The sequence below is a fragment of the Mycobacterium parmense genome (genome assembly GCF_010730575.1).
Lineage (GTDB): Bacteria > Actinomycetota > Actinomycetes > Mycobacteriales > Mycobacteriaceae > Mycobacterium > Mycobacterium parmense.
Genome location: NZ_AP022614.1, coordinates 712,617 through 733,260, shown reverse-complemented (window position 1 = coordinate 733,260; position 20,644 = coordinate 712,617). Strand labels below are relative to the sequence as shown.

Below are 20,644 nucleotides of genomic sequence, written 5' to 3'. Positions count from 1 at the left end.
ATGATCGTCAACGCTCGTCTCTCAGCATCTGCTGGACCGTGTATCAGCACGCCTGCACACCTAACCCTTGAACACGAACACCGGTTGGAGACCCCACAACGCCACAGTCATCATGAAATCGATCACCATAATCGCAACGAGACTGGCCCGCACAGCGCGCCCCGATGCCTGACCAACACCAACCGGTCCACCACTGGCAAAATATCCGTAATAACAATGGATCACCGTGACTGCCATACAGTAAGCGACGACTTTGATCACCGAATATGCGAGGTCGGTGGGCGTCAGGAACTCGACAAAGTAATGGTTATATGTGCCGCCCGGCTGATTATGAAAAACTCGAATCACAGTGTCCATCACGAAGAATGTGGTCACCATGGTCACAAGGTATCCCGGAACCAGACACACCAATCCGCCCGCCAACCGGGTACCCACCACGAAGGGTATGGGCCGAAGGCCCATCACCTCGACGGCGTCAATTTCGTCGGCGATCCGCATGGAACCAATCTCGGCGGTCATCCGGCACCCCGTCTGTGCCGCATACGCGATGCCCCCGACAAGCGGTCCGATCACTCGGACGGCTCCGACCCCGGCGACAATTCCCGACAACGCCCCAAACCCAATAATATTCAAGACAGCAAATGACTCAATAGCCAACGACGCACCCACCGCAAGGCCAAGAAGTAGCAGCACGCTCACCACGCCACCGTCCACAATCAGAGAACCTCGGCCCCACGCGAGGCTGTTCATTTGCTGCAACGTCTCGCGCCGGTACTTACTGACCGTGAGCGGCAGTGACCATAACGTCTGAGCAATGAACACCGTCCACTGCCCGGCGCTGCGGAAGAATTCACGGATGGGCCGCGCCGATATCATTCGCGCGCTGAGGAGTATCGAGGGTACGGCGCGACTCTTCGCAGTCACTAGGCCACCTCCATCGGAAAAAACATCGTCTCAAGCTGCGTTATCGCCAGGTTCGCGAAAACAACGCCGATAACATTGAGCACGACCGATGAATTCACAGCGTCGGCGACGCCGCGTGGACCACCCTTCGCCTCCATTCCGCGAAGCGATGAAACTATCGCCACAATCGCAGCAAATATGAGAGTCTTACCGATAGCAAACCAGACGTCCACGACTTTTGCGAACGTCCCAAATGAGGCCCAGAAACTTCCAGTCGGCACTCCACTGGCCGTTACCGCCATGATGAATGCGGCCGCAGTGCCCGCGGCCACGATTAGGACGCACAGAATCGGAGAGATCAATAGCAACGCCAGAAAACGCGGCACTACCAAACGGCGAACCGGATCAACCCCCATCACCCGCATGGCATCGAGTTCCTCGCGAATCGCGCGCGCCCCAAAATCCGAGGCGATGGCCGAAGCCGCTGCGCCGCCCATCAACAGCCCCGCAGTGATCGGAGCCCCCTGCCGAACCACGCCCACCCCACCCGCTGCGCCGAGCAGCGAAGTCGCCCCCACTTGATTGACCAGACCCGATGTCACGACCGTCACCATCGCACCAAATGGAATAGCCATCAGCAACGCTGGAGTCGCGGTCACCTTGAGCAATGTCCATGCCTGCAGCAACAATTCGCCGATGGGCAGCCTCAGGGAGATGGCATCGCCTACCGCAAACCGGATGACATCGGTGAACAACTGCACACCACGACCGGTCGTAGCCGCGCTGCGGCCGGGGATCGAGCCCACGTGCAAGATGCCTCGGCGCACCACCGGAGCCAGGGCCGCCACCCCCCTTGTCTTCGGAGACTTCCCACGCGTCGGCGACGATTGACCCGAGACCTCAACTGCGGGGCTGACCGTACCTACCTGCATGGTCAGATCTCCGATTCAAGTGCGCACTTTCCTGGTGCAGTCCTGCCTTTCACCGTGAAGTGCAAGATTCCCCCCCTAGTTCGTTACGCATATCACACTAACGTATGATTCGTACACGCCATGCGTCGCCATGTCAATCGCCGCCTCATCAAGATTCACTCGTTGACGCGTCTGCCGATTTTCGTGTACACGGCGTTGGTAGGAGCAGCCGCCCGGAACGGTCGGTCCATGCAACGAGCCAACTCCCAGGGCGTGTCTCTTGTAGGTGGGTTCGATGTGGCGGGATGCTGGGTGGTGGTGACGCCTGCTCTACACCGATTCTTTGATGATGCTCAGTGGGAACGGATTTCGTCTTCGTTGCCGTCGAACGTGGGCAAGCGTGGACATCAGTTCGGTGATGACCGTTGCGTGGTTGAGGGCTTCATCTACCGCCATCACAGCCTGATACCGCCGCTCAGCCACGCTCAACTCCCTCATCCAGGGAGTGTCACGGATCAGCCGAAACAACTGTCACGCATCAACCGAGGTCATACGCCTGAAGTGGGGCGGGCGGGGCTCGAACCCGCGACCAACGGATTATGAGTCCCTAGCCAGCGGCTCGACGACCAGGCGAAATGATTGGCAAAGGAACAGTAAACGCCCTGTGAGGCGACGAATCTGGCCGTCACCGGTGCGCTTCCGGTACGGCTTCAGTACGGCTACGAATCGCCCCCGGACGCCGGGGTGACGCCGGGGTGAGCCGGGACGAGCGGGTGTTAGCTATGTTCGGACGCGATAGGCGAGGCCGTGACACCCGCTGCCTAGACTTCAGCCATGTGGACTGTCGTCGTCGCCTGCATATCCGCGGCCATCAGCCTGGGCGCCCTGGTCCTGGGGCTTCGCAACTATTTGTTCACCAAGTACGCCGACGTTCGTAAGAGCCAGCAGCAACTTCGATCCGAATTGAAGGACAGGCTTCGGCCCGCAAAAGCACGTTTGGAGAAGGCGCTGAACCAACTGACCTCGCGCATGCCGAGCGATTCGATAGTGGACTGCCTTCGTGACCTTCGCAGCTACCTTCGGCTTGAGGGGGACGCCTTCTTAGCGCCGAGCCCACGGCAGTTGGAATCGCTCATCGGGTCAAGTCCAGGGACGTGGTGTACGACGTCGTTGTGTGATTCTTCGTCGTGATGTGTCAGGCGGTCAGCGCCGCCGGGGTGTCCTCCTGTTCTGTTGGGGTGTCGTTGACCGCGCGTGATTTGCTCAGCACGTCGAGGCCGAGGTAGCGCCGGGACTCGGCCCATTCGTCGTGTTGTTCGGCCAGCACGGCGCCGACGAGACGAATGAGGGCGTTGCGGTCGGGGAAGATCCCGACGACGTCGGTGCGTCGGCGGATCTCCTTGTTGAGCCGCTCCTGGGGGTTGTTGGACCAGATCTGCCGCCAGATCTGTTTGGGGAACGCCGTGAACGCAAGCAGGTCGCTCGCGCGGCCTCAAGGTGTTCAGCTGTCTTAGGCAGCTTTCCATCTAACGCGTCAATCACCCGATCATATTGGGCGGCAACGGAGTCCGCGTCGGGCTGATCGAACACCGAGTGCAGCAGGGTCTTGACCCACGGCCAGGACGCCTTGGGTGTGACGGCCATGAGATTGGTCGTGTAGTGGGTGCGGCAGCGCTGCCACGATGCGCCCGGCAGGGTCGCGCCGATCGCGGCGACCAGTCCGGCATGCGCGTCGGAAGTCACCAGCTTCACGCCTGAGAGGCCGCGGGCTGTCAGCGAGCGCAGGAACGTCAGCCAGCCAGCACCGTCCTCGGCTGTGGTGACATCGACCCCGAGGATCTCGCGGTAACCGTCGGCGTTCACCCCGACGGCGATCAAGGCGTGCACGTTGACCACCCGCCCACCTTCGCGAACCTTGAGCACCAGGGCATCGGCGGCCATGAAGGTGTACGGACCGGCATCCAACGGGCGGGTCCGGAAGGCTTCGACGGCCGCGTCGAGCTCCGTGGCCATCACCGACACCTGCGACTTCGACAACGACGTGATTCCCAGAGTCTCGACGAGCTTGTCCATCCGCCGCGTCGACACCCCCAGCAGGTAGCAGGTGGCCACCACGGTGGTCAGGGCCCGTTCGGCGCGTTTACGGCGTTCCAGCAGCCAATCCGGGAAGTACGAGCCATGGCGCAGCTTGGGGATCGCCAGGTCCAAACTGCCTGCACGCGTGTCGAACTGGCGGTGACGATAGCCGTTGCGCTGATTGGTGCGCTCGGAACTGCGCTGCCCGTAGCCGGCGCCGCACAGCGCGTCTGCTTCGGCGCCCATCAGGGTGTGGATGAACGTGGCCAGCAGCTCACGCAACACATCCGGGCTGGTGGTGGTGAGTCGATCAGCCAGCACGGCGGGCCAGTCGATATCGTGGGCAGTGGTCATCGCGTCGATTCCTTTGCTCGAGTGACTTTGGTCGGTCTCTCGAAGAATCACGCGATGACCTTCATTCATTCGGCTACGACACGCCGGACATCCTGATCAGGCCCGACTCGTACACCACTCTGCTGGACGCAACTCGCTCATCGACTCAATTGATGCCGCCCTTGAGAAATGGGAGGAGGTCAGGCGTCCACCGACAGACGATTCGGTCTTCCGTGTCGATGTAGAAGCAGATATGCGCGCAGAGGTCAGCGATCGCTTGCAGAGGCTCCAGCGCCAGATCAACTGCGTACTCGCGGGCCTTCGCAAGATCGATAAGAGCGCGTTGCTCACTCGTCAGCAGGTGAAGTTGTTCGAAGAGCTCTGACCGCCCCGCGGCGCGACTCCTCGCAGTTTCGCTTTTCGTTAGGTGCGGGTAACGCAGAACTTGCGGCGCAACGCCATCGGAGGGATCACATGAAACCGTTCTTCGTTCGTACCGCCGGTACTTCAGTTGAAGTTTGGTCTGGGTACCACATTCAGTTCGACGGCGAGGAGCGGCATGACTGGCAGAAAGTGCTCAAGGCGCAGCTGAAGGAGCTGCTGTCACAGTTTGTGATTCCTGTGGGCGCGCCGCTCGCTGGGTACTACGACACGACTGATCCGCGGATCGCGGATACCGAAAACTCATTGTTCACCAATTGGCTCACGTCGATGCCGGCCGGGATTAACACGCTCCGCTTCGAGCACGGCACCGCCGCTCCCCCAGAGCCGCCGATCTCAATTGACTTGCTGGGCGGACACCTCCATTACTACCGCTACGAAGTCAGCAGGCGTTGGACCAAGTGGGAGCCAGACGAGACGCTGGCGTGCTGGAACCGCGTTCCGCGACGACTGCCAGACGAGCAAAATGCGCGGCCCATCTGGTTCGCGTTACGCGATGGTAACGCGAAAAAGCTCATCACCATCTCGGCAGGCCGCCGTCTCGATCCCAATACGAACTTCGGAATTCGCCTTATAGTGCACGCCAACCCTAGGGGCCCACGCAACGTCGTGACTTACAGCGAAAAATTAGTAGATGGATCAATCTCAGCGTTTCATAACGACCGGTATTCGGACCAGCTGTTCACAGCGCTCGCACCGAAGTTCCCGGGGGTCGCTGAGGAGGAGCTCCGCCACGCCCTTGATCACCCCGCCGGGCCCCTCTTCGATTCCCGAGCAATCCACACGACGCCTGGCGGCATTCAGATCAGCCCTTCTGACGAATGTTGCAGGCTAGGCGAAGTCACAATCCGTCAAGACTCGACGACACAGTGGCCAGAGTTGAGCGGCGAACTTTTCACCGTTCGTCCGATCGACCGCACAGAGTAGAAGCTGAGGGGTAGTGGGTCAGTTTGAAACGTCTGGTTCGTGGAGCGATGATCAGCATCCCTTCTCCCAAGTTCACTTGAACAGCTCAAACGGCTTGCGGAGCGTATAAACCATTGGCATGACACAGGCACACGTCAGATGGCTCGGCGCAGTGGCAGACGCCGTTGCAGCCGAGTACGAACTTACTCGCCGCAACCTGGTAGGGCGTGCAAGGGCGCAGCAACGCGGTCACCATTACGAGGCGCTATTCCGTCGCCTACTTCAGGGCTGGCTGCCGCCACAGTACGAGGTCGGCACCCGCAAGTACCTACTGCTGGAACGCGCGGTGAATCGCAAGAGCTACTCTTGCGAGACCGATCTAGTCATCTTTCATCCGTCCTATCCGCGCGAACTTCGGGAACGGTCGGAAGTCCTTCTCTCTGGTGTGGTTGCAGCGTTCAGCGTGAAATCGGAACTAAGTAGGGGCAAACTGCGGGACGCGATAACAGAGGCCCGAGTAGTACGTGAGGGCTTTGAAAGAAAGGTGGGGACAGAGATCGGAGAACTAATATCCCCGTTGATCTACGGTGTCTTGGCGCACACCCACAAGTTGCCGGGTGACGAACCACGCGCAGCGGTCACTGATGCTCTTCTCGCAGAAACACAGAAGGATGAACCACCTCGCGGTCAGCTCGACCTCGTCTGTGTCGCTGATCTCGATTGCTGGTATCGAACGGTAAACATCGCTCAAAATCCAATTCGCCCCGGCCCCTCCGCGCCGTCGGAGGGCGATAGTTATTACGACTTCTGGCATTCAGCTCACCAAACCCCCGATACCACGGGCGCCGCTCCGCTCCAGAACCCGCACCCGATCGCAACGCTTGTGATCCAACTCTGGGCAAAGCTGGCCGTGCGAGATCCACAGCTGAAACAGATCGCCGACGGCTTGAGCGCCATGAGAACAGGCGCTCACTTAGGATCCGGGCACTTACCTCGCCGGTTAGACGGGGTTATCTCCAGCTACCTGCACGAACGGATCTTTCCGACGGGAAGTAGCCGCTGGTTTATGTAGGGTACAGAGTACTTCATGCCCGATCGGATAGACCGAATTATGTTGTCTCGCAATAAATCTCGATTGCCGCCTCACTCGCTAAGCCCCATCTGGCGTTCCCCCCCGGTCGCTCCCCCTGATTTGCACTTAGTTGCGACAGTGTAGCGATACACGCGCGCGACAGGTCCGCGATAAAACCGGTCCTCCTCGCTTTAGAGGCATGCACTGCACTATTTTGCACTTCAGATGCGGTTTATCCTCACACCGGACGGTGCCAGGGCAGTGTACGTCCGTGCTGCTCCCGCTTTCGGGCGCAGTACTGCCTGCGCGGTACTGCCGCCTGAGCCTTGTAACGTTGTGGGCGATGGAACAAGCCCTCACGGCGGCTTCGAAGAGGAGGTCCAGGGCGCCGGTGGCCGGTACAGACGCGTACATCTCGGAACTCGATGCGCTCGCGGAAGAGCTTTCGACACTTGGAGCCCAGGGCGACAGCCCTGAGTTCAGGGAACCCTATAACGCCGCACTTCGAGTGATCGATCAGGTCGAAAAGTCATGGTCAGGGTCCAACCTCGGATATCAGGCGCGTGTCTATTACGGCGAGTTCGAGCCACCGCCCGCACACGAGGCATTCAGCATCACGTCTGGACTGCGGCGTGGTGGCGTAGCTCCTACGCGATGGCAAGTGCGCGGTGTGGACGATGTTCGAGACGAGTTGCGGGCGTGCGGAGTCAAGATCGATTTCGATGACATGACGACCAAAGAGACCGAGGCGCGGCGCTCAGTCACACGCCACAAAGGAACGATCACATCGATACTGTCTAGCTATCTCGCGACTCACGACGATAACTACATAGCTAGCGTAAAGAACAGAGTCGAGAAGGCCAGCCCACCCAGCGCAGCGACGTTTGCGCGTGCCCTAGTGCCGAACCGTCAATACTTGACGAACGACACGAGGGCCCTAAACGAAGGCGGTGCTATTGCGCCACACCAACAGATCCTCGGGCAACTGGAAGCCTTTGACGCGCCGTACCTTTGCGCGCTCGAACTAGCAGATTGTGCGCGAAATGCCGCTAACCATCTCCGTCGAGCCGCAACCCATGCGCCCACCGCCGCAAAAGTCCAACTCGGCAGCCGTGTTTTCATCGGACATGGCAGATCCCAACAGTGGCGCGAACTAAAGGACTTCCTCCAAGACCGCCTTGGGCTACACATCGACGAATTCAATCGAGTGCCTGTCGCCGGGACGACCACCGCCGCAAGGCTGTCAGACATGCTCAATAACGCCGCGTTCGCCTGCCTCGTGATGACTGCCGAAGATGAGATGGCTGACGGTACGAAAGTAGCGCGCGACAACGTGATTCACGAGGTTGGGCTGTTCCAGGGAAGATTGGGATTCGAACGCGCAATCGTCCTGCTCGAAGAGGGTTGTGAGGAATTCTCGAACATCACCGGACTGAGCCAACTTCGCTACCCAAGGGGCCGAATCTCGGCGATTTTCGAAGATTTGCGCGCGGTGTTGGAGCGTGAAGAGCTGCTCTAGCTACGGAGCAGCCGTGCGCCGAAGGTGAACAACGTTCGCAGCGGCAGGCTTTGGGGCCGGCCATCGCATCGAGCGCGGCCATCGCGTCTGCGAGGTCGTCGGCGTTCAGCGGGTGCGTAGGCCGTTTCCGTCGTGTGCGGCGACGCATGCCCCGTATGAACCTCGCGACCTCGAACATCGTTCGGCCTGCCGCGTTGCACGGGCTCGCGTAGGTGTGCTGGAGCGCGTGGACTTCAGGAGGGGTGGCTGCATCGCGGCGCGGTCCTTCGCGGCCTTCGCGAAGCGGTTAGCGCGCCGCACAGCGGGCCAGACCACGGCCATGTAGAACGTCGCGTGCCGCAGCAGCTAGGACCAATCGAGCACTAGGCGCTTCGCATGCTCGGCGGGCGTCAAGCTCGGCCAAGGCGGTGCTTGCTGCTGTGCCCGCGCCGTCGCGCCCGGCGGTGTGTCTGCGGCCTTGACGCCGGTCGGACGCGGCACCGTCAGCGTCATGCTCGGGAGCATCGCGCGTCCGGCTCATCGGCGCCGCGGGTGCGCCATGAGGTAGTCGCGCCGCAGCGCTGTCGGGGCGGTCGTGAGCGGCACCTTTGCGTCGGCTGCCACCGCAGCAATCGCCGCGAAGTGTTCGCGGGTGCGGAAGGCCCGTTTGTTTCGTACCTCGCCGCGGCTGGTCCGGGCGGCGGTTTTGACCAAGTCATCGCCGATGAAGAACCGCAGCAGGTCCCCGTCGACGTGGACGTCGCACCGTGCGCCGGCGTAGTGAGCTCCCAGGCAGACCTGCTGCCAGGCCACGCTGATTACCCCGTTGGTGGTCACGCGGCGGCTGACCCAGTCATCGCCGCTGCGATCGTCGCGCGGTGTCGCCGGCGCCGCTGCCGGTCTGAGCGCAGCCCCGGCAGCGAATCGTTCGGCAGGGGTCACCATGTCCAGCGATTGGTGCGGCCGGGCGGTGTTGTAGTAAGCGATCCATTCATCGAGGGCCTGCTGGGCAGTCTTGAGGTTGGTGAAAGGCCGCTGCTCGCTGAGGAATTCCGCGCGCAGACTGCGGTGGAACCGCTCGATCTTGCCGGTCGTGGTGGGGCTTCGCGGCTGGGTCAACAGATGCTCGATGCCGTGCTCGCGGCAGATCGCATCAAAGAGCACCTCCACCGGAGGATGACAAAACCGGCCGGTGAAGACCTTGCCGTTATCGGTCAAGATCTGCTCAGGAGCGCCGTAGGCCACCAAGGCCTGCCGCAGCCCATCGCAGACCGCACGAGTGCGTTCACGAGCCATCACCTTCGCTGACACACACAACCGGGAATGGTCATCGATACCCGTTAACACCTTGGCGCAGCTGCCATCGGCCAGCGGGAAACCACCCACCACATCCATCTGCCACAACTCCATCGGCGCGCCACGTTCCCAGCGTTTCCACTTGCGCGCGCGCCGGTCGCGCTGCGCGGGATCGATCATCCCGGCGCGCAGCAATGCCCGGTACACCGCCGAGGGCGACGGCAGCGGCGCAACGCCGCGCTTGGTTAACTCGAACACCAGCCGACGCGGTCCCCAATACGGGCGAGTACGACGCAACTCCAGCAGGACCGCCTCGACCTCCGCGCCCATCTGATGCGGACACCGGGCCGGCCGATGCGACCGATCCACCAGCCCTTGTAGGCCCTCAGCCTCATAGCGCGCCAACCACACATGCAACGTTTGACGCGAAACCCCGACCTTCCCAGCAACCTGGGAAATCGCCAGGCCATCACCAATCACCGCCAACACAGCCTGATACCGCTGCTCAGCCACGCTCAACTCCCTCATCCAGGGAGTGTCAAGGATCAACCGAAACCGCTGTAAAGGATCAGCCGAAACACTGTCAGGCATCACCCGGAACTGAAATGTCAAGCATCAGCCGACGTCATACACGCCTGAAGTGGGGCGGGCGGGGCTCGAACCCGCGACCAACGGATTATGAGTCCGCGGCTCTAACCAACTGAGCTACCGCCCCCGGCACGCATCTGGTCGCCAGCTTGCGACCCCCGCAACTTACCCTGCGCGGCCCGTCGGCTCCTATCCGGCTGCGAGCCGCAGGCCAACGCCGACCGGCCGGGAAGGCAGCGACATAACCGGGCCGCCCGGAGCCGGTGGCAGCCCCCAGCCACACCACCCCGCGACTACGCGCTCACGCCACCGGACGGAGCCGGAAAATCCGGATCTTCCGCGGCGCGCAATTCGCGCGGTAAGCCTCATAACCCGCGTAGACGTCGACGGCCGTGGCCCACGCCGCCGCCCGCTCGTCACCGTCGAGCAATTCCGCGCGGTACGGCGCCGGCGGACCGTTCAGTTCGATCGTGCAATCGGGGTGCGCCAGCAGGTTGGCACTCCACCCCGGGTGCTTTTCGCGGCCGTAATTCGACCCGATCGCCAACAGCCCGTGGCCGTCGTCGATCAACGCCAGAGGCTGTGAGCGCGGCTTGCCCGACTTGGCGCCGACGGTGGTCACCAGCCCGACCTTGTCGGTGCCCATGGTGCTCAGATGCCCGTTCGTCCGGGGTATCAGCACCTTGTCGATCCGCGGAGCCAGGTACTTTCCCAGCAGCGAACCGGCGCGGCTCATGGCGGCGCGCTCGAAGAGAGCCTCGTCCCAGCGCAACCGCCGGCCGCGGTACGGGCTGAACCGTCGAAACGCCATCAGCTGAACACCGTCTGGCCGTCGGCGTCGAGCAGGTAGCGCTCGGTGCCCTCCTCGACCCGGGGGGCGTCGGCGCCCAGGGCGACCGCCACTTTGTTGCTCGCATTGCGCATGATGTCGAAGGTGAGCTCGACGGCCTCGGCCTCGGAGAACCCGGAGCGCACCTCGGCGACGTCATCGGCGACGAGGTGCGCAGGCGTCCAAATTAACCCATCCGTGTAACGAAGCGCTCCTTTTGCGCGGGGGCTGAGCGAACGGGAGGTTTCGAACCGGTCGATCTCGCCGTACAGCGACTCCGAGCCGCCGGCGTCGAGCGCGCTGCCCTCGCGCAGCGACTTGCACAGCCGGCAGTTGTGCTGGGCCGCGCCTCGCAGGCGTACCAGCTCGGAGGTCACGGGGTCGAGCGCGCGCATCCGCGCCACGGCGGGCAGGAACTCGTTGAACACCAGATCCGACGGCTCGGTGGTGTGATCCCAGGCGATCGGCCCGGCCACCCAGCCGAGGTGCTGCGCGCCCACGCCGAGCGCTTCCAGCCCGGCCCGCACCCGGGGCACGAAGTCGGCGATGTACATCTGCACCACCACGCTGAAGGTGTTCTCCCGCAACTGCTTTGACAGCGTGGAGCGCTGCCCGGCGGTGACGGAGGAGACGTCGGCGCTGAACTGTTGGGCGAACTCGGCGACGACGGCCTCGGCCTCGGTCTCGGGCTCCCCGACCTCCACCCTCGAAGGCAGCGGCGGCAGCGACAACGTCTGCGCGCACACCCGCCGCACCAGCGCCGAAATCCGTCCGTCACCCGGCGAAAGGGCCACCAACCGCGTCAACATTCGTCACACGCTAGGACGCGCCCCACCGCATGGCAATCGGCTATTGCGCCTGGCTGACCGACGACATGTGGAAGTCCGGGATCCGCAGCGACGGCATGGCCGCCCGGGTGGCCCAATCGCCCCACTCCCGCGGCAGGGTCTTCTCGCTGACCCCGACCTCGGCGGCCCGCCGCAGCAGGTCGAGCGGGCTTTCGTTGAACCGGAAATTATTGACCGCCGCGGTCACCTCGCCGTCCTCGATCAGGTAGACGCCGTCGCGGGTGAGCCCGGTGAGCAGCAGCGTCGTGGGATCCACCTCGCGGATGTACCACAGCGTGGTCAGCAGCAGGCCGCGTTCGGTGCCCGCGATCATGTCCGCGAGGTCGGCCGACCCGCCGGTCATCACGAAGTTGTCGGCACCCACCGCGACCTCGGCGCCGAACTTGGCGGCGGCGGCCCGCGGGTAGGCCAGCGCGTTGATCACCCCGTTGCGGATCCAGTCCACCTGGCCGATCTCCAGGCCGTTGTCGAACACCGACATGGTCTCCGAGGAACTGCTCACCGCGACGAACGGCGTGCACGCCAGCCCGGGCGCCATCGGGTCGGAGAACAGCGTCACCGGCAGGTCGGTCAGCCGCTCCCCCACCCGCGTCCCACCGCCCGGGGCGGAAAAGGCGGTCCGGCCCTCCTGCGCGCCCCGGCCTGCCATCGACCACGCCAGGTAGATCATCATGTCGGCCACCGTCGACGGCGGCATGATCGTCTCGTAGCGGCCCGCCGGCAGCTCGACGCTGCGCTCCGCCCAGCCGAGCCGCATCGACAGCTGCTCGAGCAGCGAATCGGTTGGCACGTCGACGAAGTCGTGCGTGCCGACCGCCGCCCACGCGCTGGCGTCGCCGCGTTTGGCGTTGATCTCGACCGCGCCGGTGGGCTGGGTGAACCGCCGGCGCAGCCCCGTCGACGAGGCCAGGAATGTCGTCGAAACACTGTGGTGGGCAAAGCCATACAGGCGATCGGTACCGCGGAAACCGCGGCTCAGGGAGTCGGCGACGTCTGCGAACACCGTCGGTCCGGTGCCGGGCACCGGCGCGTCCCAGTCGGCCGGCACGAGCGCGTCGGCCAGCAGCGGGGCGGCGTCACCGGCCTCGGGAGCCGAGCGGGCCGCCTCCTGAGAGGCCGCCACCAGCCCGGGCAGCACCCGCGGGTCCACCTCGGCGGAGACCACCGTGCCGATCTGCGCGGTATCGCCGCGGCGCACCACCGAGATCACCGCCACGCTGCGGTTCACCGAAACCCCATTGGTGGTCATGGAATTGCCCGCCCAGCGCAACGTGGCCTCGACCCTGTCGGTGACCAGCACCATGGTGTCGTCGGCCCCGCCGAGTTTGGCCGCCTCGTCCAGGACCAGGGTGACGGCGTGCTGCGGGCGGATCATCGGCCGCCCTCGGCGCGGGTGTTGAGCACGTTGATGCCACGGAACAGCGCGGACGGGCAGCCATGGCTGACCGGCGCGATCTGACCGGGTTGGGCCTTACCGCAGTTGAACGCACCGCCAAGCCGCCAGGTCGACGGACCACCCACGGCTTCCATGGAATTCCAGAATTCGGTGGTGGTGGCCTGGTAGGCGACGTCACGCAGCTGCCCGTCGAGGCGGCCGTCGCGGATCCGGAAGAACCGTTGCCCCGTGAACTGAAAGTTGTAGCGCTGCATGTCGATCGACCACGACTTGTCGCCGACGATATAGATGCCGTCCTCGACCCGCCCGATCAGATCGGCGGTGCTGACGTCCTCGTGGGCGGGTCGCAGCGACACGTTGGCCATCCGCTGGATCGGGACGTGATGCGGCGAGTCCGCATACGAACACCCGTTGGACCGCGGCTGCCCCAGCCGGGGGGCGAACACCCGGTCGAGCTGATAGCCGACGAACATGCCGTCGCGCACCAGGTCCCAGCTCTGCGCGGCCACCCCCTCGTCGTCGTAACCGACAGTGGCCAAACCGAATTCGACGGTCCGGTCCGCGGTGACGTTCATCACCGGCGAGCCGTAGCGCATGGTGCCCAGCTTGTCGGGGGTGGCGAACGACGTTCCGGCATACGCCGCCTCGTAGCCGATGGCGCGGTCGTATTCGGTTGCGTGACCGATGGATTCGTGAATGGTCAGCCACAGATTCGTCGGGTCGATCACCAGGTCGGTGCGCCCCGCGGTCACGCTGGGGGCCTTGACCTTCTCGGCCAGCCACGTCGGCAGCTGCGCGAGCTCGTCGGTCCAGTTCCACACCTCGTCGCCGGCGAGCGCCTCCCAGCCGCGGCCCATCGGCGGCGCCAGCGTGCGCATCGAGTCGAAACTGCCGGCCGCGGGGTCGACGGTGACCGCCTCCAGTGAGGGCAGCACCCGCACTCGCTGCTGGGTGATCGACGAACCGAACGTGTCGGCGTAGAACGTCTGCTCCTTGACCGCGGTCAGGCTGGCCGACACGTGGTCGATGCCGTCGGAACTGAGCAGCCGCATGGAGTAGTCCTCGAGCACCGCGATCTTGTCCGCCGCGGGGATGTCGAACGGGTCGATCCGGTAGTTCGACACCCACGTGGCGTCGGCGTACACCGGCTCGGGCGCCAGTTCGACGCTTTCGTTGTTCAGCGCGGCCAGCGTGGTCGCAACGTGCACGGCCCGGCGGGCCGTTTCCGCGGCCACCGACGGCGCCAACTCGGCGTGCGACGCGAAGCCCCACGTGCCGTCGACGATCACCCGCACGGCGAAGCCGACCTCGCGGTTGACGATCGCGGTCTCGAGCTCACCGTCGCGCAGGTGGACGATTTCGGTGGTGATGCGGTGAATCCGCAGGTCGGCGTAGCCCGCGCCGGCCGCGGTGGCCGCGGACAGGGCGGCTTCGGCGAGTTCGCGGCGCGGCAGGTCACAGAAGTCGGCATCGATCCCCCGGTTCGGTGTCACGGCTCCACCGTAACGGCCGCTGACCGATCACCGCGGCTCCGGGCGCTTTAATTACCTCATGGCCCGCGCCGCGCCGAACAAGCCGAACAAGCAGCCCGGGTCGGCCGCGCTCGGCTACGCCCTGCTCGCGCCGAGCCTGTTCGGCGTGCTGGCGTTCCTGCTGTTGCCGATCCTGGTGGTGATCTGGCTGAGCCTGTACCGGTGGGATCTGCTGGGCCCGCTGCGGTATGTGGGCCTGGCCAACTGGCGCTCGGTGCTCACCGATCGTGGGTTCGGCAACTCACTGATCGTCACGGCGATCTTCGTGGCGATCGTCGTTCCGGCCCAGACCGTCCTGGGGTTGCTGGCCGCGTCCATGCTGGCCCGCCGGATGCCCGGCACCGGATTCTTCCGCACCGTGTATGTGCTGCCGTGGATTTGCGCGCCGCTGGCGATCGCGGTGCTGTGGCGCTGGATCCTGGCCCCCACCGACGGCGCCGTCGCCACCTTGCTGGGGCACCGCATCGAATGGCTGTCCAATCCCAGCTTCGCGCTGCCGCTGGTGTCGGCGGTCGTCGTGTGGACCAATGTGGGCTACGTGTCGCTGTCGTTTCTGGCGGGGCTGCTGGCCATCCCCAACGACATCCACGCCGCCGCGCGCACCGACGGGGCCACCGACTGGCAGCGGTTCCGGCGCATCACGCTGCCGATGTTGCGGCCGACGACATTCTTCGTCCTGGTAACCGGGATCGTCAGCACCGCACAGGTTTTCGACACCGTCTACGCGCTGACCAACGGCGGGCCCGGCGGCAGCACCGACCTGGTGGCCCACCGCATCTATGCGGAGGCATTCGGCTCGGCGGCCATCGGGCGCGCGTCGGTGATGGCGGTGGTGCTGTTCGTCATCCTGATCGGGGTCACCGTGGTGCAGCAGTCCTATTTCCGGCGGCGAATCAGCTATGACCTCACCTAGCCGTGTCGCGGGGAACGCGCTGATCTACGCCGGCCTGCTGCTGGGCGCGCTGATCACGTTGGCGCCGTTCGCCCTTGGCCTGCTGACCTCGTTCACCTCAGCGCATCAGTTCGCCACCGGCACGCCGCTGCAGCTGCCGCACCCACCCACACTGGCCAACTACAGCGACCTCGGGGGCACCGGGTTCGGCCGTGCCGCGGCGGTGACCGCGTTGATGACCGCGGTGATACTGGTGGGCCAGTTGACGTTCTCGGTGCTGGCCGGCTTTGCGTTCGCGCGCCTCCAGTTTCCGGGCCGCGACGCCTTGTTCTGGGTGTACATCGCGACGCTGATGGTGCCGGCGACGGTGACCGTGGTGCCGATGTATCTGATGATGGCCCAGCTGGGGCTTCGTAACACGTTCTGGGCGTTGGTCATACCGTTCATGTTCGGCTCGCCCTACGCGATCTTCCTGCTGCGTGAGCACTTCCGCATCATCCCCAACGATCTGATCAACGCCGCACGACTCGACGGGGCGAACACCCTGGACGTGATCGTGCACGTGGTGCTCCCATCCAGCCGCCCGGTGCTGGCCGCCCTGACGCTGATCACCGTCGTCTCGCAGTGGAACAACTTCATGTGGCCCCTGGTGATCACCAGCGGGCACAAGTGGCGGGTGCTCACGGTGGCCACGGCCGACCTGCAGTCGCGGTTCAACGCCCAGTGGACGCTGGTGATGGCGGCGACGACGGTCGCGATCGTGCCGCTGATCGCCCTGTTCGTGGGCTTCCAGCGCCACATCGTCGCCTCGATCGTGGTCTCGGGGCTCAAATGAGCCGCCCGCGATTCTCGACGCTGTTCGTGATCGCGCTGGGACTTGTCGCGGTGTTGCTGGTCGCCGCGGCGGTGCTGCTGGACTACTCGGGCGAACCCGTCGGCGGCAGGATCGTCGTGCGGGTGCGGCTGTGGGCAGATCAGATCGGCGAGGCCTACCGGGCGTCGTTCGACGCGTTCACGCGCGCGCATCCGGATATCGAGGTACGCACCAACATGGTGGCGTACTCGACCTACTTCAACACGCTGCGCACGGATGTCGCCGGTGACAGCGCCGACGACATCTTCTGGCTCTCCAGCGCCTATCTGGCCGCCTATGCCGACAGCGGACGTCTCATCGACATCGGCAAGTCCCTCGGGGCGGGCGCCGCCTCGGACTGGGAGCCGGCGGTGGTCCAGCAGTTCACCCGCGGCGGTGCGCTGTGGGGGGTGCCGCAGCTGACCGACGCCGGAATCGCGCTCTACTACAACGCGGACCTGCTGGCCGCGGCCGGCGTCGACCCCAGCCGGCTGGACGGCCTGCGCTGGGGACCCGGCGGTGACGACACGTTGCGGCCCATGCTGCGCCGGCTCACCGTCGACGCCGACGGACACCGCGGTGACACAGCGGGTTTCGACGTCCTGCGGGTGCGCCAGTGGGGCTACAACGCGGCCAACGATCCGCAGGGCATCTACCTGAACTACATCGGCTCGGCCGGCGGCGTGTTCGAGCGCGACGACACGTTCGCCTTCGACAACCCGGCGTCGGTCGTGGCCTTCCGATACCTGGTCGACCTGATCAACGCCGACCACGTCGCTCCACCCGCGTCGGACACCAACGACAACGGCGACTTCTCCCGCAACCAGTTCCTGGCCGGGCGGATGGCGCTGTTCCAGTCCGGCACCTACAACCTCGAGCCGGTGGCCCGCGACGCCCGTTTCCACTGGGGCGTGGCCATGATGCCCGCGGGCCCGGTGGGACGCGTCAGCGTCACCAACGGCATTGCGGCGGCCGGTAATTCCGCGACCAGGCATCCCGACGCGGTGCGCCAGGTGCTGGCCTGGATGGGCAGCAGGCAGGGCAACGAATACCTGGGGCGTGGGGGCGCGGCGATTCCCGCGGTGCTGTCGGCCCAACCCGTCTACTTCGACTACTGGAGCGCACGGGGCGTCGACGTCACACCGTTCTTCACGGTGCTGCACGGCCCGCGCATCCCCGCCCCGGCCGGAGCCGGGTTCGCCGCCGGGAACGAGGCCCTGCAGCCCTACTTCGACGAGATGTTCCTGGGCCACGGCGATGTCGCCACTTTGCTGGCGAAGGCTCAGGCCGCGGCGAACGCGGCAGCGCAGCGCTAGCGTCGCCGAACGCGGAAAACGAATTAGTCCGAAGAGCATGGGCAATCTTGAGATGCTCGACGTCGAAAGCTCATGCCAAAGCTTGATATTCCGGTGAATCCCTGTGCCGCGAGGCTCTCGGGGAAGGAGCTGTTGCGATCCACACCTCTTCCTCATTCGGCCGGGACGGGAAGGCCGCGGCAGACAGCAATGTATTTGATGGCTGGGGATACCCAGTCGCGCCACTGCCGGTGGCTCATGTTGGCGATGAGCTTGTCGCACAGTTGTGCGGGATCGGCCATAGCAGGCGATAGCACCACGGCTTCTTCTGCTTGGTCAATGTGTCCCGAAGCGGCCAGTCGTCCGTCCGGGCTCAGTGCCACGCTCGTGATGACGTCGGACGATGCCAGGGGCGCCGCGGTTGGTGTCGCGGTCGAGGTGTCCCAGAGCCGGACAGATCCGTCGATCGCGCCACTGACCAGTTGATTTCCGGTCCCGAATGCCACGCCCAGAACCTGGCTGGTGTGACCCCTCAGGGGGCTCTGCGGAAGCGGTTTTCGAGTAGTGAGATTCCACAGGTCCACCGCACCGTCGCCGAGGCCGGCGGCAAGGATTGTGCCTTCGCGGTTGAATGCGAGGCTGGCTACTACGTTCAACGAGCGACTGGTGCTCATGACGGGCCCGTCGAGGTCGGTGGTGTCGACGTTCCACAGCCGCAGACCGTCGCCGTAGCCGGCGGCGAGCCGACGGCCATCGGGGCTGAACGCCAGACGGTCGACGCCGCCGGTTTGCGGATCGACGGTCATGGGCCGGCCCAGAGCCCGACCGGTAGCAACATCCCACAATCGGATTGCGCCACTTGGGCTCTCGCCTTCGCCTGTTGCGAGCGAGCGCCCGTCGCCGCTGAACGCAAAACGGACTGCACCCTGGGGAACATCGATGTGAACCGGCGGCGACGCCGGTTGCCCGGTGCTGGCGTTCCACAGCTGTACCGTGCCGTCGTCCGCGGCCGTCACGATCCGTCCGCCGTCAACAAATCGGAAGTGCTTCCCCGTCGCGCCGCCGGGGACTATCGGGGTGTGCAATTGACCGGATGCGACATCCCATTGCGCCACGATCGCGTCTCCCGCCGCAGCGACCCGCTTACCGTCCGGGCTGAATTGGAGGTCGTCCGCAGGTCCGCGGATCGCCTGGCCGACGTTGGCGTTCCACAGTCGAAGCGTCTTATCCAAACTAGCTGTCGCGATCTGGCCGCCATCCGGGCTGAATGCCACGGCGGTCACTCCGGCCGTGTGCCCAGTCATCGTTTGCCCGAGTTGGGCGCCGGTTGCGACTTCCCACAACTGCACCGACCCGTCGTTGCGGCCGGTGGCGACACGTTCGCCGTCGGGGCTGAACGCGACGACATTGATCACGGCGTCTATCCGTCCGCTTCCCACGCGGATCGCGCGGTCAAGCGCGCCGGTGTCGACGTTCCACAACTGCACGCCAAAGCTGCCCACAGCGATCGAGTGCTCATCGGGACTGAAAGCGACCGCCCAGGCCGGCGCCGGGTTACCGTCACGGCCTTTGACCAACATGACCGGGATGTGCAGGTTGCGGGTGGCCGTGTCGTAGACGGCGACGGAGCCGTCATCACGCCCGGCGGCCAGCAGGTTGCCGCTCCGGTCAAACGTCACCTGGGACACGTCTGCCCCGCCGCCAATGGTCGCAAGCAGTTGGCCGGTGCGCGGATTCCAGAACCGGATGTTGCCGCCGTCGCAGGTGACGATCTGCTGTCCGTCCGGACTCACGGCAAGACAACGCGACGGGGCGACGCGGGCTGGCTGGGGGTTGAGCAGAGACCCGGTGTCGGCATTCCACAGCCGCATCATCCCGTCCGCGCCGACGGAGGCGATGGTATGCCCGTCCGGTGTGTAGGTGACGCCAGCCACCCGACCCTGGTGCCCGGTCATCGGGGGACCGACCGGTTTTCCGGTGGCCGATTCCCATCGCCGCACCGTTCCGTCGAGTTCTGCTGTGGCGATGTGGGTTCCGTCCGGGCTGTAGGCCAGACCGAACACGTCCGAAGAGGTGTCGATGATCTTCTCGGTGGTGAACCGAGCGATCTGGGCGTTGAGGATGGGCACTCCGTTGGCCTCGATCGCGTTGGCCGCCAATAGTTCTTGGATGGCGCGCGTGTCGCCGCCGGGCGCGGCCCCGGCCAGCATTGCCGCGCCTTCGGCGTTGAGCTTGGCTACGACCGCATCGTGTAGGCGACGGTTCGCTTCTTGGCCTTTAACGAAGGCGATCACGGCGGCGACAATCGCGATCGCGGTCAGAAGCACGAGACCAGCGAATGCGGCGGCGCGTAACCGGCGGAACCGCCGCTGCTCACGTAAGTCGTCGCTAGCCAGTTGATCTTTCGGTTTGCCGTGAATCGGGGCCGCCAGCGCGGTGATTCTGTCCCGAAACGTCGGCGAACGATAGTCCCACGGCTCGTCGCTACTGACGTCGATGAACAACGGCTCGGCCAACAACGACCCCGGCTCGGTCAGGGACGGTGGGGCGGCGTCGGATGACTGCGGGTCAAACCGAGCCGTGTTGTCGTCCCAGCGCAACTGGCCGGCAGCCACCACCAGCATCAACTGCTCTGGGCCCCGGTGCTCCAGCCAGTAACGGATCTCCTTGTCGACCCAGTGCGACGCGGCGGCCTGCGGAGACAAAGTCACGATCAGGAAGCGGGACCGATCCAGCGCGTCGGTGATTCGGCCCCACAGATCCGGGCTGGCCGCCAGGTCGGTGTCGTCGCGAAATACTCGCAATGCCCGCAATTGACCGGGCCTTCGTCCAATTCGGTGGAGGCCCTTCTGAATACCGGACACTGCCGGTCGATCACTGTGGGTATAAGACAAAAACGCGTCGAAGTCTTGCGGATCGGGCGTTGAAACTGGCGGCTCTTGCGTCTGCGATACTTCCGACACGACTCCCTCCCG

General features: G+C 64.7%; 14 protein-coding genes, 1 tRNA gene and 2 pseudogenes. 6 read left to right on the top strand and 11 right to left on the bottom strand.

Going from position 1 to position 20,644, the window contains the following annotated elements; genetic code table 11:
• Positions 1 to 60 precede the first annotated feature (60 nt).
• The 4 genes and pseudogenes from G6N48_RS03205 to G6N48_RS03190 all read right to left on the bottom strand — a co-directional run bounded on the left by G6N48_RS03205 (position 61) and on the right by G6N48_RS03190 (position 4,244).
• On the bottom strand, positions 61 to 876 hold the full coding sequence (locus G6N48_RS03205; RefSeq protein WP_085268190.1) for an MlaE family ABC transporter permease: 816 nt from the start codon (positions 874 to 876) through the stop codon (positions 61 to 63).
• A gap of 47 nt (positions 877 to 923) precedes the next feature.
• Positions 924 to 1,835 (bottom strand): ABC transporter permease, encoded by a 912-nt coding sequence (locus tag G6N48_RS03200; RefSeq protein WP_085268186.1) that lies wholly within the window; start codon positions 1,833 to 1,835, stop codon positions 924 to 926.
• 309 nt (positions 1,836 to 2,144) lie between these two features.
• Positions 2,145 to 2,297, bottom strand: a complete 153-nt coding sequence (locus G6N48_RS03195; RefSeq protein WP_161494185.1) for a hypothetical protein — start codon at positions 2,295 to 2,297, stop codon at positions 2,145 to 2,147.
• Positions 2,298 to 3,009: 712 nt separating this feature from the next.
• Positions 3,010 to 4,244, bottom strand: a pseudogene (locus G6N48_RS03190) (IS256 family transposase).
• Between the two features lie 453 nt (positions 4,245 to 4,697).
• Between G6N48_RS03190 and G6N48_RS03185 the strand changes: the two are divergent.
• The 3 genes from G6N48_RS03185 to G6N48_RS03175 all read left to right on the top strand — a co-directional run bounded on the left by G6N48_RS03185 (position 4,698) and on the right by G6N48_RS03175 (position 8,161).
• Positions 4,698 to 5,591, top strand: coding sequence for a hypothetical protein (locus tag G6N48_RS03185; RefSeq protein ID WP_085269053.1), 894 nt, complete (start codon positions 4,698 to 4,700; stop codon positions 5,589 to 5,591).
• Between the two features lie 151 nt (positions 5,592 to 5,742).
• Positions 5,743 to 6,642, top strand: a complete 900-nt coding sequence (locus G6N48_RS03180; protein WP_139825752.1) for a DUF6602 domain-containing protein — start codon at positions 5,743 to 5,745, stop codon at positions 6,640 to 6,642.
• Positions 6,643 to 7,033: 391 nt separating this feature from the next.
• Positions 7,034 to 8,161, top strand: coding sequence for a TIR domain-containing protein (locus G6N48_RS03175; RefSeq protein WP_161494207.1), 1,128 nt, complete (start codon positions 7,034 to 7,036; stop codon positions 8,159 to 8,161).
• Between the two features lie 624 nt (positions 8,162 to 8,785).
• On the opposite strand, the pseudogene G6N48_RS03170 reads toward G6N48_RS03175, so the two are convergent.
• The 6 genes and pseudogenes from G6N48_RS03170 to G6N48_RS03145 form a co-directional block, all read right to left on the bottom strand.
• Positions 8,786 to 9,964, bottom strand: a pseudogene (locus G6N48_RS03170) (IS481 family transposase); the annotation flags it as partial.
• A 113-nt stretch (positions 9,965 to 10,077) separates the two neighbouring features.
• A tRNA-Ile gene (locus tag G6N48_RS03165) sits at positions 10,078 to 10,151 on the bottom strand.
• A gap of 174 nt (positions 10,152 to 10,325) precedes the next feature.
• On the bottom strand, positions 10,326 to 10,835 hold the full coding sequence (locus G6N48_RS03160) for a nitroreductase family deazaflavin-dependent oxidoreductase (RefSeq protein WP_179969842.1): 510 nt from the start codon (positions 10,833 to 10,835) through the stop codon (positions 10,326 to 10,328).
• Positions 10,835 to 11,662 (bottom strand): carboxymuconolactone decarboxylase family protein, encoded by an 828-nt coding sequence (locus G6N48_RS03155; RefSeq protein ID WP_085269056.1) that lies wholly within the window; start codon positions 11,660 to 11,662, stop codon positions 10,835 to 10,837. The genes G6N48_RS03160 and G6N48_RS03155 overlap by 1 nt, the downstream gene beginning before the upstream one ends.
• Positions 11,663 to 11,702: 40 nt before the next feature.
• Entirely contained in the window at positions 11,703 to 13,076 is a 1,374-nt protein-coding gene (locus G6N48_RS03150) for a TldD/PmbA family protein (protein WP_085269057.1), read from the bottom strand.
• On the bottom strand, positions 13,073 to 14,590 hold the full coding sequence (locus G6N48_RS03145) for a TldD/PmbA family protein (RefSeq protein WP_085269058.1): 1,518 nt from the start codon (positions 14,588 to 14,590) through the stop codon (positions 13,073 to 13,075). The genes G6N48_RS03150 and G6N48_RS03145 overlap by 4 nt, the downstream gene beginning before the upstream one ends.
• A 58-nt stretch (positions 14,591 to 14,648) precedes the next feature.
• On the opposite strand from G6N48_RS03145, the gene G6N48_RS03140 reads away from it, so the two are divergent.
• The 3 genes from G6N48_RS03140 to G6N48_RS03130 are packed head-to-tail and all read left to right on the top strand — an operon-like array spanning position 14,649 to position 17,690.
• On the top strand, positions 14,649 to 15,542 hold the full coding sequence (locus G6N48_RS03140; RefSeq protein WP_085269059.1) for a carbohydrate ABC transporter permease: 894 nt from the start codon (positions 14,649 to 14,651) through the stop codon (positions 15,540 to 15,542).
• Positions 15,529 to 16,356: a carbohydrate ABC transporter permease gene (locus G6N48_RS03135; protein ID WP_085269060.1), complete on the top strand. Its 828-nt coding sequence runs from the start codon at positions 15,529 to 15,531 to the stop codon at positions 16,354 to 16,356. Before G6N48_RS03140 ends, G6N48_RS03135 begins: the two co-directional genes overlap by 14 nt.
• On the top strand, positions 16,353 to 17,690 hold the full coding sequence (locus G6N48_RS03130) for an ABC transporter substrate-binding protein (RefSeq protein ID WP_085269061.1): 1,338 nt from the start codon (positions 16,353 to 16,355) through the stop codon (positions 17,688 to 17,690). The genes G6N48_RS03135 and G6N48_RS03130 overlap by 4 nt, the downstream gene beginning before the upstream one ends.
• Positions 17,691 to 17,842: 152 nt before the next feature.
• Here the strand turns inward: G6N48_RS03130 and G6N48_RS03125 are convergent, their stop codons facing one another.
• Entirely contained in the window at positions 17,843 to 20,632 is a 2,790-nt protein-coding gene (locus G6N48_RS03125; RefSeq protein WP_264051656.1) for a toll/interleukin-1 receptor domain-containing protein, read from the bottom strand.
• Positions 20,633 to 20,644: the final 12 nt, after the last annotated feature.

What these genes read in the sequence shown, in the direction of transcription:
- G6N48_RS03185 (WP_085269053.1), top strand. Translation starts at nt 4,698, where the DNA reads ATGAAACCGTTCTTCGTTCGTACCGCCGGTACTTCAGTTGAAGTTTGG.
- G6N48_RS03200 (WP_085268186.1), bottom strand. Translation starts at nt 1,835, where the DNA reads ATGCAGGTAGGTACGGTCAGCCCCGCAGTTGAGGTCTCGGGTCAATCG.
- G6N48_RS03150 (WP_085269057.1), bottom strand. Translation starts at nt 13,076, where the DNA reads ATGATCCGCCCGCAGCACGCCGTCACCCTGGTCCTGGACGAGGCGGCC.
- G6N48_RS03205 (WP_085268190.1), bottom strand. Translation starts at nt 876, where the DNA reads ATGATATCGGCGCGGCCCATCCGTGAATTCTTCCGCAGCGCCGGGCAG.
- G6N48_RS03160 (WP_179969842.1), bottom strand. Translation starts at nt 10,835, where the DNA reads ATGGCGTTTCGACGGTTCAGCCCGTACCGCGGCCGGCGGTTGCGCTGG.
- G6N48_RS03155 (WP_085269056.1), bottom strand. Translation starts at nt 11,662, where the DNA reads ATGTTGACGCGGTTGGTGGCCCTTTCGCCGGGTGACGGACGGATTTCG.
- G6N48_RS03130 (WP_085269061.1), top strand. Translation starts at nt 16,353, where the DNA reads ATGAGCCGCCCGCGATTCTCGACGCTGTTCGTGATCGCGCTGGGACTT.
- G6N48_RS03135 (WP_085269060.1), top strand. Translation starts at nt 15,529, where the DNA reads ATGACCTCACCTAGCCGTGTCGCGGGGAACGCGCTGATCTACGCCGGC.
- G6N48_RS03140 (WP_085269059.1), top strand. Translation starts at nt 14,649, where the DNA reads ATGGCCCGCGCCGCGCCGAACAAGCCGAACAAGCAGCCCGGGTCGGCC.